This window comes from Staphylococcus sp. GDY8P57P (assembly GCF_017892585.1).
GTDB classification, from domain to species: domain Bacteria; phylum Bacillota; class Bacilli; order Staphylococcales; family Staphylococcaceae; genus Staphylococcus; species Staphylococcus borealis.
The window spans coordinates 26,775-39,493 of sequence record NZ_JAESLK010000005.1 but is presented as its reverse complement, the minus strand read 5'-3'; the positions used below and the strand labels follow the sequence as shown (position 1 = coordinate 39,493).

At 33.0% G+C, this 12,719-nt stretch carries 14 protein-coding genes; 11 read left to right on the top strand and 3 right to left on the bottom strand.

The annotated features are described in order from the left end of the window. Window positions 1–48: 48 nt before the first annotated feature. Genes KA878_RS02220 through KA878_RS02205 form a run of 4 tightly spaced genes read left to right on the top strand, consistent with a single transcriptional unit; the run spans window position 49 to window position 4,169 of the window. Window positions 49–1,326 carry a homoserine dehydrogenase gene (locus KA878_RS02220; RefSeq protein WP_193839388.1) on the top strand — a complete coding sequence of 426 codons (1,278 nt, stop codon included), beginning with the start codon at window positions 49–51 and terminating at the stop codon, window positions 1,324–1,326. A 5-nt stretch (window positions 1,327–1,331) separates the two neighbouring features. Further along, window positions 1,332–2,393, top strand: a complete 1,062-nt coding sequence (gene thrC / locus KA878_RS02215; protein ID WP_193839387.1) for a threonine synthase — start codon at window positions 1,332–1,334, stop codon at window positions 2,391–2,393. A 1-nt stretch (window position 2,394) separates the two neighbouring features. Then, window positions 2,395–3,312: a homoserine kinase gene (gene thrB, locus KA878_RS02210; RefSeq protein ID WP_193839386.1), complete on the top strand. Its 918-nt coding sequence runs from the start codon at window positions 2,395–2,397 to the stop codon at window positions 3,310–3,312. Between the two features lie 53 nt (window positions 3,313–3,365). Further along, entirely contained in the window at window positions 3,366–4,169 is an 804-nt protein-coding gene (locus tag KA878_RS02205) for a Cof-type HAD-IIB family hydrolase (RefSeq protein WP_075108752.1), read from the top strand. A gap of 91 nt (window positions 4,170–4,260) precedes the next feature. Here the strand turns inward: KA878_RS02205 and KA878_RS02200 are convergent, their stop codons facing one another. Further along, window positions 4,261–4,575 carry a hypothetical protein gene (locus KA878_RS02200; RefSeq protein WP_053029389.1) on the bottom strand — a complete coding sequence of 105 codons (315 nt, stop codon included), beginning with the start codon at window positions 4,573–4,575 and terminating at the stop codon, window positions 4,261–4,263. Window positions 4,576–4,723: 148 nt separating this feature from the next. Beyond that, on the bottom strand, window positions 4,724–6,175 hold the full coding sequence (locus KA878_RS02195; RefSeq protein ID WP_193839385.1) for an amino acid permease: 1,452 nt from the start codon (window positions 6,173–6,175) through the stop codon (window positions 4,724–4,726). Window positions 6,176–6,389: 214 nt separating this feature from the next. On the opposite strand from KA878_RS02195, the gene KA878_RS02190 reads away from it, so the two are divergent. The 5 genes from KA878_RS02190 (at window position 6,390) to KA878_RS02170 (ending at window position 11,063) form a co-directional block, all read left to right on the top strand. Continuing rightward, window positions 6,390–7,904, top strand: a complete 1,515-nt coding sequence (locus KA878_RS02190) for a catalase (protein WP_053029391.1) — start codon at window positions 6,390–6,392, stop codon at window positions 7,902–7,904. Between the two features lie 90 nt (window positions 7,905–7,994). Further along, on the top strand, window positions 7,995–8,144 hold the full coding sequence (rpmG, locus tag KA878_RS02185) for a 50S ribosomal protein L33 (protein ID WP_001265708.1): 150 nt from the start codon (window positions 7,995–7,997) through the stop codon (window positions 8,142–8,144). Between the two features lie 485 nt (window positions 8,145–8,629). Further along, entirely contained in the window at window positions 8,630–8,899 is a 270-nt protein-coding gene (rpsN, locus tag KA878_RS02180) for a 30S ribosomal protein S14 (protein ID WP_070855571.1), read from the top strand. 146 nt (window positions 8,900–9,045) lie between these two features. Next, window positions 9,046–10,023 carry a GMP reductase gene (gene guaC / locus KA878_RS02175; RefSeq protein WP_193839384.1) on the top strand — a complete coding sequence of 326 codons (978 nt, stop codon included), beginning with the start codon at window positions 9,046–9,048 and terminating at the stop codon, window positions 10,021–10,023. Window positions 10,024–10,037: 14 nt separating this feature from the next. Further along, complete coding sequence (locus KA878_RS02170) at window positions 10,038–11,063, top strand: CAP domain-containing protein (RefSeq protein ID WP_193839383.1); 1,026 nt, start codon at window positions 10,038–10,040, stop codon at window positions 11,061–11,063. Between the two features lie 229 nt (window positions 11,064–11,292). On the opposite strand, the gene lexA is transcribed toward KA878_RS02170, so the two are convergent. After that, window positions 11,293–11,916, bottom strand: a complete 624-nt coding sequence (gene lexA, locus KA878_RS02165) for a transcriptional repressor LexA (protein WP_053029396.1) — start codon at window positions 11,914–11,916, stop codon at window positions 11,293–11,295. A 142-nt stretch (window positions 11,917–12,058) separates the two neighbouring features. Here lexA and sosA point away from each other — a divergent pair, with 142 nt between their 5' ends. Together sosA and KA878_RS02155 are read left to right on the top strand one after the other, a co-directional pair. Further along, window positions 12,059–12,292, top strand: coding sequence for a DNA damage-induced cell division inhibitor SosA (gene sosA, locus KA878_RS02160; protein WP_193839382.1), 234 nt, complete (start codon window positions 12,059–12,061; stop codon window positions 12,290–12,292). Window positions 12,293–12,415: 123 nt separating this feature from the next. After that, complete coding sequence (locus KA878_RS02155; RefSeq protein ID WP_193839381.1) at window positions 12,416–12,649, top strand: DUF896 domain-containing protein; 234 nt, start codon at window positions 12,416–12,418, stop codon at window positions 12,647–12,649. The last annotated feature ends 70 nt before the right edge of the window (window positions 12,650–12,719 follow it).

Genomic DNA, 12,719 nt, shown 5'->3' with positions numbered 1-12,719 from the left:
ACAAGACAATTGTATTTCTCAATTATACAAATGGGGGAAGATAAAAATATGAAAGAATTAAATATTGCTTTACTTGGTCTAGGAACAGTTGGATCAGGCGTAGTTAAAATAATTGAAGAAAATCGACAACAAATCATTGATACGTTAAACAAAGATATTGTTATTAAACATATTTTAGTACGTGATAAAACTAAGAAAAGACCTATTAATATTAGCCGATATCATTTAACTGAAGATGTTAATGAAATTTTAAATGATGATTCCATTGATATTGTCATTGAAGTTATGGGTGGTATCGAGCCAACTGTAGATTGGTTGAGAGATGCGTTAAAGAGCGGGAAACATGTCATCACTGCAAATAAAGATTTATTAGCAGTACATTTAAAATTATTAGAAGATTTAGCTGAAGAGAAAGGACTTGCATTGAAGTTTGAAGCGAGTGTTGCTGGCGGTATTCCTATTGTAAATGCAATTAATAATGGATTGAATGCGAATAATATTTCTAAGTTTATGGGAATACTCAATGGTACTTCTAACTTCATTCTTTCTAAAATGACGCGCGAACAAACAACGTTTGAAGAAGCACTTGATGAAGCACAACGATTAGGATTTGCTGAAGCAGACCCAACTGATGATGTAGAAGGCATTGACGCAGCGCGCAAAGTTGTTATTACGTCTTATTTATCGTTTAACCAAGTTATTAAATTAAATGATGTTAAGGTTCGAGGTATCAGCCAAACAACGCTATCTGATATCAATGTAGCTGATAAATTAGGCTATAAAATCAAACTAATTGGTAAGGGAACTTATCAAAATAGTAAAGTGAACGCATCAGTTGAACCAACATTAATACATAAATCCCACCAACTAGCTACAGTTGAAGATGAATATAATGCTATTTATGTCGTAGGAGATGCAGTAGGTGACACAATGTTCTATGGGAAAGGCGCAGGTAGCCTAGCTACTGGTAGTGCCGTTGTAAGTGACTTATTAAACGTTGCATTATTCTTTGAATCAAATACACATACATTACCACCACACTTTGAACTGAAAACGGATGCAACACGAGAACTGATGGATACGGAAGATGTAGTATCCATTCAAGAGAAGTTAAATTATTATGTCGTTCTAAAAAGTGACTTATCAAAAGAAAAATTTGAATCATTATTGAAAGAAACGTTACCATTCCACAAATCACTACAGGTTGAACAGCGTGATGATCAATCTTATGGTGTAGTTATTGTTGGTTTAGATCAATCACCGGAAAGCGTTTTAAGTAAAGCTGATTTTAATATCGAGAAAATTTATCCAGTTGAAGGGGTTTAATGTTTATGAAAAGATGGCAAGGTTTAGTAGATGAGTTTAAAGCATATTTACCAGTTAATAGCGACACACCAAAGTTAACTTTAAATGAAGGTCATACACCATTGATTCATTGTGACAATTTATCGGACATGTTAGATATTGATTTATATGTAAAATATGAAGGTGCAAATCCAACAGGTTCTTTCAAAGATAGAGGAATGGTTATGGCTGTTACTAAAGCGAAAGAACAAGGGAAGAAAGTCGTCATTTGTGCATCTACTGGTAACACTTCAGCTTCCGCAGCTGCGTATGCAGCAAGAGCTGGACTAAAAGCAATTGTGGTTATTCCAGAAGGAAAGATTGCACTTGGTAAATTGTCGCAAGCTGTAATGTACGGTGCTGAAATCGTTTCAATTGAAGGAAACTTTGATGAAGCGTTGGAAATAGTTAAGGAAATTGCTAAAAATGACGAAGAGATTGAACTAGTTAATTCTGTAAATCCTTATCGTATTGAAGGACAAAAGACAGGTGCATTTGAAATTGTTGAGCAATTAGAACAAGCACCTGACATACTTGCAATTCCAGTTGGTAATGCTGGTAACATTACTGCTTACTGGAAAGGGTTTAAAGAATATCATGAGAAAAAAGGTAGTCAATTACCGCGATTATTTGGTTTCCAAGCAGAAGGTGCTTCACCAATAGTACAAAATAAAGTGATTAAAAACCCTGAAACAATTGCTACAGCTATTCGAATTGGTAATCCAGCGAGTTGGACTAAAGCTACTAAAGCGTTAGATGAGTCTAAAGGATTAATTGATAGTGTTACAGATGAAGAGATATTAGAAGCTTATCAATTAATGACATCTAAAGAAGGTGTGTTTAGTGAGCCGGCTAGTAATGCTTCAATTGCTGGATTAATTAAATTACATCGTGCAGGTCGACTACCTAAAGGTAAAAAAGTAGTGGCAATTTTAACTGGTAATGGATTAAAAGATCCTGACACTGCTATTTCGATTTTAGATAATCCGATTCAACCGCTTCCTAACGATAAATCAAGTATTATTGATTACATAAAAGGGGCTTTGTAAAATGAGCGAACAATTGCACTTAAAGATACCAGCGTCTACGGCTAATCTAGGCGTTGGTTTCGATTCAATAGGTATGGCTATAGATAAATATTTGCATCTCTATGTGGAACGAATTGAAGGGGATAATTGGGAATTTACGTATCTGAATTCTGAATTAGCGTCACTTCCTAATAGTAAGGAGAATTATGTTTATAAAGTAGCGCAACAGGTTGCATCAAAATATAATGTTCAATTGCCTAGCTTAAGTATTTCAATGAGAAGTGACATTCCTTTAGCACGAGGCTTAGGATCTTCAGCATCAGCGTTAGTAGGTGCATTATATATTGCTAACTATTTTGGCAATATACAATTATCTAAATACGAACTACTTCAATTAGCAACAGAAATTGAGGGTCACCCCGATAATGTAGCACCTACAATATATGGTGGTTTGTTAGCAGGTTATTATAATCCCGAAACTAATGAAACGAACGTAGCACATATTGATGTACCAAACGTTGATATCATTTTAACTATACCTCCTTATGAATTAAAGACTGAGGACTCTCGTAATGTATTACCTGATCAATTTTCTCATAAGCGTGCGGTTCAAAGTAGTGCAATTAGTAACACGATGCTATGTGCATTAATTCAACATAATTATGAACTTGCTGGAAAAATGATGTCTCAGGATGGCTTTCATGAGCCATTTCGTCAGCATTTAATACCTGAATTTAAAGAGGTTAAAGCATTGGCTCAACAATACGATGCCTATGCGACAGTGATAAGTGGTGCAGGGCCTACAATATTGACATTGAGTCGTAAAGAGAAGAGTGGGCAATTAGTTAGAGCATTGAGACAACAAGTTGCGTCATGTCATTCTGAACTAGCTACAATTAATGAAATAGGTGTTGTAGAAGAAATTGTGTATCCTTCATAAATTTTATTGTAAAATATAAAAGAGTGAATTGTCGAAAGGAGTACACTTCAGATATGAATAATTATAAAATGGTTGTCATGGATATGGACGATACATTAATTAATAGTGAAAATAAAGTAAGTCAAGAAACAAAAGATTATTTAATAGATATTCAGAACCAAGGGTATAAAGTAGTTCTAGCTTCAGGAAGACCTACTGAAGGTATGTTGCCCATTGCTAAAGAACTTCAATTAGATGTACATGATAGTTACATCATTAGTTACAATGGTGGCAAAACAATCAAAGTGTCTACAGAAGAAGTAGAAGTGAGTCAAAGTGTATCGAAGAAAAATTTTGACCTTATTGCAGATTTTTGTCGTAAACACCATTTCTTAATATTGACTTATCAAGACGGATACATCATTCATGATGGTGATCACGAATATAGAGATATTGAATCTGAACTTACGGGACTACCTATGAAGCGCGTCGAAGATATTAAAGCATATATCAAAGAAGATGTACCTAAAGCAATGGGTGTTGATTATGCTTCGAATATCTCTAAAGTACGTGACGACCTGCATGGACGTTTTAATTCGGAAATAGACGTGACAACAAGTAAACCATTCTTTTTAGAATTTATGGCTAAAGATGTTTCTAAAGGTAATGCGATAAAAGCTTTATGTGAGAAAATGAATATATCATTATCTGACGTGATTTGTTTTGGAGATAGTTTGAATGATCAATCTATGTTTGAAGTCGTTGGTTGTGCGATTGCAATGGGAAATGCCAATGAAGAACTTAAAGCGATTGCGGATAAAATAACGTTAGATAACGATTCTAATGGCATACCAGAGGCATTGAAAGAACTTTTATAGTACAAAATAAGGCATGAGAAATGAGTGCGGTGTATGTTCATCATTAAAACTATGATGAACAAGCCATGCTTATTCTCATGCCTTTTTATATTTATTTAGCAGTATGTGTCCATTCATGTTTACCCTTATAGCGCTTAACATAAGCATAAACTTGGTCCGCAGCATAATCTAAATTGGTATAGACTGTAATAGTAAACGCAGACTGATTTTCACCAAATGGCTCTGTACTAAATACATCCTTTAAATGCGTAAACAAATTCTCCATTTGGTCATGTTCAAGGCTAGGGTACTCTCTTAAAGTACGTTTTAGCAATTGACCATTTTTTTCCTCGAGAGATTGTACAACGATAACGAAACGTTCTTCACTTTTAATGACATCATCAAATAAGTTTGTTTGACCAACCATTTTGCTATTCACCTCTAAGTCATCATCTTTACTATTATTATACTAGATAACTGATTTTTCGAAAATAATCAATATATTGTAACTATAAAAAATACGAGAAACAAAAAGCGGTTAATCCACTTTTAGTTTCTCGCACTCAATGATTTAATTAATCGTTATGATAATGATGTGGTGTAATATCCATATCATTTAATTTTACAAATTTTGTTTTTCTGATTATTTTATGAGCTAAGAAAATAAGCCCTAAGATAATGATTGGCAGAATATTAACGAAGAATTTGCCTATATTACCATCAAATAAATCTCCAATAGAATTACCAAAATATAAGAAAATTAAAGTTGCAAATACTAAAATTGGTCCTAGTGGATATAAAGGTGATTTGTAAGGTAATAGTTCATTAATATCTTGACCTTGGCGTTTAATTGCCCTACGTAATCTAACTTGAGCCCACGAACTAGCTGCCCATACAATAATGACCAATGAACCTATTATATTTAATAAGCTAAACACAGCATTTGAATAGAAATTAGCAATAATGATAATTGCGACAATTAAAATGTATGTTGTTACTAATGCACGTAATGGTAGTTTAGATTTATCATTTAATTTACTTAAGAATTTAGGTGCTTGTTTCTCATCACTTAAAGAGAATAACATTCTACTTGTAGTGTAGACACCTGAATTTGTCGCTGATAATAATGATGTCAAAATAACAGCATTGATAACTGAAGCGGCAAATGCAACACCAATTCTATCAAATACAATTGTAAAAGGACTTTGTGAAACGGATTCATTCTCATTTAATAATAATGGATCTGTATATGGAATAATAGCCGCAATGACACCTATAGATAATACGTAGAATAATAAAATTCTCCAGAATACTTGTTTAACAGCTTTAGGCATTGTCTTTTGTGGATTGTCAGATTCACCAGCAGTTACTGCTACAACTTCAGTACCACCAACTGAGAAGCCGGCTACTAATAGTACGCCTAAGAAACCAGATATACCGCCTACGAATGGGGCGTCACCTTTTGTATAATTTTCAAAACCATACGTGTGACCACCTAAAATACCGAAAATCATCAAGAAGCCAACAATGATAAATATAATAATAGTTACAACTTTTATGAGTGATAACCAAAATTCAGTTTCTCCAAAGGCTTTAACCGTAAAAATATTTAATAAAAATACAATAGTTATAAAAATTAAGCTCCAAGTAAGTGGACTAAAGAATTTGAATACGTCCCAATAATAAAGCACATTTGAAGCTACCATTACATCTACGCTAGATACTAATGACCACATAATGTAATATAACCATCCCATAGTGAAGCCAAGAGAAGGGTCTACAAATCGCGTTGCGTAAGAACTGAATGATCCTGAAACAGGGTAAAAAGTTGCTAGTTCACCGATTGATGACATTAAAAAGTAAAGCATTACTCCGATTAATAAATAAGCTAAAATAGCGCCCCCAGGACCCGCTTGAGCAACAACACTACCTGTTGCTACAAAAAGCCCTGTACCAATTGCGCCACCTATAGCAATCATAGATATGTGTCTTGAGTTAAGACCACGTTTCATATTGTTATCTTCCATATGATGACTCCTAATTCTAAAATTTAAAATATACAAACCATTTTAATCCTTTTGAAGAGAGTATTCAATAACTTTTGAACAATTTAGCTTAAAAATTTTAAATTTTCTGACTTTTTACAGATTATTGAAAATGTTTCAATTATAGGACTTATGGGTTTATTAATAGTAGATTCTAAATTATAATTATTATAAATAAGTGAAAGGGGAATTAACTATGGCGAAAGATGATAAAAGATTGACTGGTTTGTTTGGGCACCCAGTTTCAGATAGAGAAAACAGTATGACAGCTGGTCCGCGAGGTCCTCTATTAATGCAAGATGCTTATTTCTTAGAGCAAATGTCTCACTTTGATCGTGAGGTCATTCCTGAACGTCGTATGCACGCGAAAGGTTCAGGTGCATTTGGTACCTTTACTGTTACAAATGATATTACAAAATATACAAATGCTAAAATCTTTTCAGAAGTAGGGAAACAAACAGAAATGTTTGCACGTTTCTCAACAGTAGCAGGTGAACGTGGCGCTGCCGATTTAGAAAGGGATATCCGAGGATTTGCACTAAAATTCTACACTGAAGAAGGTAACTGGGATTTAGTAGGTAACAATACACCTGTATTCTTCTTTAGAGATCCTAAATTATTTGTGAGTTTAAACCGTGCCGTTAAAAGAGATCCACGTACTAATATGAGAAGTCCACAAAATAACTGGGACTTCTGGACTGGTTTACCTGAAGCGTTACACCAAGTTACTATTTTAATGTCTGATAGAGGTATGCCAAAAGATTTCCGCCATATGCATGGTTTCGGTTCGCACACATATTCTATGTACAATGATGAAGGTGAACGTGTATGGGTTAAATATCATTTCAGAACGCAACAAGGTATCGAAAATTATACTGATGATGAAGCGGCTGAAATTGTAGGTCAAGACAGAGAATCTTCTCAACGTGACTTATATGATGCAATCGAAAACGGCGATTATCCTAAATGGAAAATGTATATCCAAGTCATGACAGAGGAACAAGCTAAAAATCACCCAGATAATCCATTTGATTTAACTAAAGTATGGTACAAAGGTGATTATCCATTAATTGAAGTCGGTGAATTTGAACTTAACAGAAACCCTGAAAACTATTTCATGGATGTAGAACAAGCAGCGTTCGCACCAACAAACATTATTCCTGGTTTAGACTTCTCACCAGATAAAATGTTACAAGGTCGACTATTCTCATACGGTGATGCACAACGTTATAGATTAGGTGTTAACCACTGGCAAATACCTGTAAACCAACCTAAAGGTGTTGGTGTTGAAAACATGTGTCCATTTAGTCGTGATGGCCAAATGAGATTCCTTGATGGTAACCAAGGTGGAGGCCCACATTACTATCCAAATAATAAAGGTGTGTATCAATCACAACCTGAATATAAGAAACCAGCATTCCCTGTAGACGGTGATGGCTACGAATATAATCAAAGACAAGACGATGACAATTACTTTGAACAACCAGGTAAATTATTCCGTTTACAATCAGATGATGCGAAAGAAAGAATCTTTACAAACACAGCAAATGCAATGGATGGTGTGAGTGAAGATGTTAAACATAGACATATCCGTCATTGCTATAAAGCTGATCCAGAATATGGTAAAGGTGTTGCCAAAGCCTTAGAAATCGATATCAATGATGTTGATTTAGAAGGTACTAACGACGAAACTTACGAAAATTTTAAATAGTACTGAAAAAATTCAATTGCGTTGAACATTGTATTATGGTAAAATTTTAAATCGTAAGTATTCCTAGTTAAACAAGAAAGGATGTTAATTATGCGCGTTAATGTAACATTAGCTTGCACAGAATGTGGCGATCGTAATTATATTACTACTAAAAACAAACGTAACAATCCTGAGCGTATTGAAATGAAAAAATATTGCCCAAGATTAAATAAATACACGCTACACCGTGAAACTAAATAATATCTTATCTTTTAAATACGACAATAAAGATAAAGTTAACAATGGGAAGTAGGGCAGAAACAATATTTTCTCAAATTTATTTCATTGTCCTCCCCAGGCTAGGTTGACTAGGTTTGAAATAGCTTGGTTTAAGCGTATTTCAAATCATCAACTATTGCCAAAATGATAATAGAGGCTGAGACATTTTATTTTGTCTCAGCCTCTTTTCTACGATTAGTCAAATACTTATAATATGGCAGTTTTATGAGGGTTCTCATTAGGCTGCTTTCTTAATTTGACGTAATAATTGATATGATAATGATCGTAAGAATACTGTCCATTTATAATAGTCATGATCATTCAAAATAAACGTTTTCTCGTTTTTTAATGATCACGAATGTTTGCAATTAATTTATTAAATTGAGTTATTCGTCTTGTAAATTTAAAATCATATGTTATTATATAAAACGTAATAATTATGATTTATAAAAATAGGAGTGACTCAAATGGCAAAAAAATCTAAAATTGCTAAAGAAATGAAAAGAGAAAAATTAGTAAATCAATATTATGAATTACGTCAAGAATTAAAAGCAAAAGGAGATTATGAAGCATTACGTAAATTACCACGTGATTCTTCTCCAACACGTTTAACTCGTAGATGTAAAGTGACAGGCCGTCCAAGAGGTGTCATGAGAAAATTCGAAATGTCTAGAATCGCATTTAGAGAACATGCACATAAAGGACAAATTCCTGGTGTTAAAAAATCAAGTTGGTAAAATTCAAATCTAGTACCTTAGTCCATTTACAAGACAATTAAAACATTGTAAAGTATATAAGGGTGAGAAAATGAATGATTTTTAGTTTTGATATACTAAACGTTCGTTTTTACTTAATAAATATGATTGTATAGGGGCTAAAAAGTATGAAAATTTTTGATTATGAGGATATTCAATTAATTCCAAATAAATGTATCGTTGAAAGTCGTTCTGAATGTGATACAACTGTCCAATTCGGACCTAAAACATTCAAGTTACCTGTAGTTCCTGCAAATATGCAGACTGTAATGAGTGAAGAATTAGCGCATTGGTTTGCCAAAAATGATTACTTTTATATAATGCATCGCTTTGATGAAGAAGCTCGTATTCCATTTATTCAAAATATGCAAAAAGAAGGTTTATTTGCTTCTATATCAGTAGGTGTTAAAGCAAATGAATTTAAATTTATTGAAGATTTAGCTGACAAACAATTGGCGCCTGAGTATATTACGATTGATATCGCTCATGGACACTCAGATTCAGTTATTAAAATGATTAAGCATATTAAAAAGCATATTCCTTCATCATTTGTAATTGCTGGGAATGTAGGTACGCCAGAAGGTGTTCGAGAACTTGAAAATGCAGGCGCTGACGCCACTAAAGTTGGAATTGGGCCAGGTAGAGTTTGTATTACTAAGATTAAGACTGGTTTTGGTACTGGTGGCTGGCAATTAGCAGCCTTAAACATTTGTAGTAAAGCAGCACGTAAACCTATTATTGCTGATGGTGGTTTAAGAACACATGGTGATATAGCCAAATCAATTCGTTTTGGTGCGAGTATGGTGATGATTGGTTCTTTATTTGCTGCTCACGAAGAGTCACCAGGTGAAACAGTTGAATTAGACGGTAAACGTTATAAAGAATATTTTGGTAGTGCATCTGAATTCCAAAAAGGCGAACATAAGAATGTAGAAGGCAAAAAAATGTTTGTTGAACACAAAGGGTCATTAAAAGATACTTTGACTGAAATGCAACAAGATTTACAAAGTTCAATTTCATACGCAGGTGGAAAAGATTTAAAATCATTAACAACTGTAGATTATGTTATCGTACGAAATTCAATTTTTAATGGGGACAAAGATTAAAATTTGAGTGGCAGGTGTACATTATCAAAAAATTCTTTTTACTTTCATTGGTATTGTTATTTGTAACTTTATTAATACCATTAAAAGAAAATCAAATACTAATAAATATTCAAAATGACGTAAGAAGTAAAGTTCAACAAGTAATGAACCAAGACTCAAGTGTTAAAAACAATGCACTAAAGACACCTAAAGATCAAGACTTTGCAATCAATAATATTCAAATGAATATGTCCAAAGACAAAGTTGAGCGTCAATTAGGTCAACCTAAAAGAGTAACATCTAACGAATATGGAACGAAATGGTATACCTATTACAACAATGATTACGAAAACTTTGTTATGGTTAGCTATATTGATAATAAGGTCAATGCATTGTATAGTAATCAGAATGTCATTACTTCTAAATCTAAAGTGAAATATAACACACCTAAAGATGTCGTAAAAGAACGACTTGGTAAGCCGTTAAAAGAAATGGTTAAAGGCAGATATCGAATTGATATCAGTAGTGATGAATATGATGTTTTCCATGAGGATAATATTTATACAACTGTTTTTTATGATAAACATAATGACAATGGTGTTACCGCATTACTTCAAGTTAGTGATGCTATGGAAAAAAGATTGACTCAACACTATGGTGCACCATCCTCAACGTTAGAACAGAGTTTTGAATATCAAAATTATGATTTAGTTAATGCAGAGCGAAAACAACATGGACTGAATACATTAAGTTATGCTCAAGATGTGTCTAATACTGCGAGAAAGCATAGTGAAGATATGGTAAAACAGAATTATTTTGATCATAACAATTTAGATGGGGCATCCCCATTTGATAGATTAAAGGCTGATAACATTGACTTTAACGCTGCAGGTGAAAATTTAGCTTACGGTCAACAAAATAGTATATTTGCACATGAAGGATTAATGAATTCACTTGGTCATAGAAAAAATATATTGAATTCAAATTTTAAAACACTAGGGGTAGGCGTTGATTTTAATGATGAGCGTCAGCCATATTGGACAGAAAATTATACTGGGTAAGTGTTTTAAACCAACTTATTTAGGGTATCTTTTAGTTGATAAGGAAGTTGATATTATGACAACTAAAGATGTGAAAAAACTAGATATTCTAGACAAAGTTAAAGAAATTTTGAATAAAAAAGAAAATGAAAAGCAAAAGAACTAGCAAAGTCTACATTGTAAACTTTGCTAGTTCTTTATTTATTTCGATATATAAGAGAGAGGTAAACGTAAATTTTAAAATTTAGAACTACAATTCTCTATATAAACCAATCACTTTACCTATAACGGTTACGTTATCAAGATAAATTGGGCTCATTGTACTATTTTCAGGTTGTAATCTATAACGTGTTTTCTCTTTATAGAAACGTTTAACCGTTGCCTCATCATCTTCAGTCATAGCTACAATAATGTCTCCGTTTTCAGCAATGGTTTGACTTCTAACGATAACTTTGTCTCCGTCTAAAATGCCAGCTTCAATCATACTTTCACCAACAACATTTAAAATGAAAATGTCACTATTGTGTGTAGATGTTAAATGCTCTGGTAATGGAAAATATTCTTCAATATTTTCTACTGCAGTAATTGGAATACCAGCAGTAACTTTACCGATTACAGGAACGTAAATTGTTTCTTCCATGTTAACTGAATCATTCGTTTGTTCGCTAACAATTTCAATTGCTCTTGGTTTAGTAGGGTCTCTTTTAATATATCCTTTTTCTTCTAGTCGCGATAAATGGCCGTGGACAGTAGAACTTGACGCTAATCCAACAGCTTCACCGATTTCTCGAACACTAGGTGGATATCCTTTCGTTTGTACTACATGTTTAATATAATCATATATTTCGCTTTGACGTTTAGTTAATTCTCTCATATATAGGCACTCCCTAGTTTTATTTAACTATAGTATAGCATTTATTTATTTAATGAACAAACATTTGTTCGTTTTTGTGTTGACTAGGAACAGATGTTCTGTTAAAGTGTGTATACAAACAAATGTTCTAGAGGTGGAAGTAATGTTTAATAAATATAAAAATAAATTAATTACGAATATAGCTGTTGTATCAATATCTTGTGTTGTTTTTATAGTATTTTTCATGAATTTATATCATAACGCTCAAACGGAACAAACGTACGAAATCACTGATCATACAATTTCTAAACAGGCAATAATTAAAGATGATAATAAGAACGTAAATAACACGAATGGGGAACAAAATGACTACAAAGTGTTCGCCTTTGTCAGATAAGTATCAATTTTGAGGTCTATCGAAGCTATTGAAATGTCTATAGCTTTTGCCTAGGCCTCTTTTTTGTTATATTCTATGAAGTAAAAGAGAATGAAATAGGAAAATATAGAAAGAGTGATAAAGATGCCTCAAGATAATTTAAATATAGATAGAATTAATGAACTAGCTAAAAAGAAAAAAGAGCAGGGCTTGACGGAAGCTGAAGCTAAAGAACAGTCAAAATTACGTAAAAAATATTTAGAAGCATTTAGAAAAGGATTTAAACAACAAATTGAAAGTACAAAAGTAATTGATCCAGAAGGTAATGATGTTACGCCTGAAAAATTAAAAAAAATTCAAGCACAAAATAAAAAGTAGTAAATTTAAAGTAAGGTTCTTTGAGACTAAACGATTATCAATTACACTATTTTTAAGTTATAATATAACA

Coding starts and splice junctions, on each gene's coding strand:
- KA878_RS02220 (WP_193839388.1), top strand. CDS start 49: ATGAAAGAATTAAATATTGCTTTACTTGGTCTAGGAACAGTTGGATCA.
- thrC (WP_193839387.1), top strand. CDS start 1,332: ATGAAAAGATGGCAAGGTTTAGTAGATGAGTTTAAAGCATATTTACCA.
- thrB (WP_193839386.1), top strand. CDS start 2,395: ATGAGCGAACAATTGCACTTAAAGATACCAGCGTCTACGGCTAATCTA.
- KA878_RS02205 (WP_075108752.1), top strand. CDS start 3,366: ATGAATAATTATAAAATGGTTGTCATGGATATGGACGATACATTAATT.
- KA878_RS02200 (WP_053029389.1), bottom strand. CDS start 4,575: ATGGTTGGTCAAACAAACTTATTTGATGATGTCATTAAAAGTGAAGAA.
- KA878_RS02195 (WP_193839385.1), bottom strand. CDS start 6,175: ATGGAAGATAACAATATGAAACGTGGTCTTAACTCAAGACACATATCT.
- KA878_RS02190 (WP_053029391.1), top strand. CDS start 6,390: ATGGCGAAAGATGATAAAAGATTGACTGGTTTGTTTGGGCACCCAGTT.
- rpmG (WP_001265708.1), top strand. CDS start 7,995: ATGCGCGTTAATGTAACATTAGCTTGCACAGAATGTGGCGATCGTAAT.
- rpsN (WP_070855571.1), top strand. CDS start 8,630: ATGGCAAAAAAATCTAAAATTGCTAAAGAAATGAAAAGAGAAAAATTA.
- guaC (WP_193839384.1), top strand. CDS start 9,046: ATGAAAATTTTTGATTATGAGGATATTCAATTAATTCCAAATAAATGT.
- lexA (WP_053029396.1), bottom strand. CDS start 11,916: ATGAGAGAATTAACTAAACGTCAAAGCGAAATATATGATTATATTAAA.
- sosA (WP_193839382.1), top strand. CDS start 12,059: ATGTTTAATAAATATAAAAATAAATTAATTACGAATATAGCTGTTGTA.
- KA878_RS02155 (WP_193839381.1), top strand. CDS start 12,416: ATGCCTCAAGATAATTTAAATATAGATAGAATTAATGAACTAGCTAAA.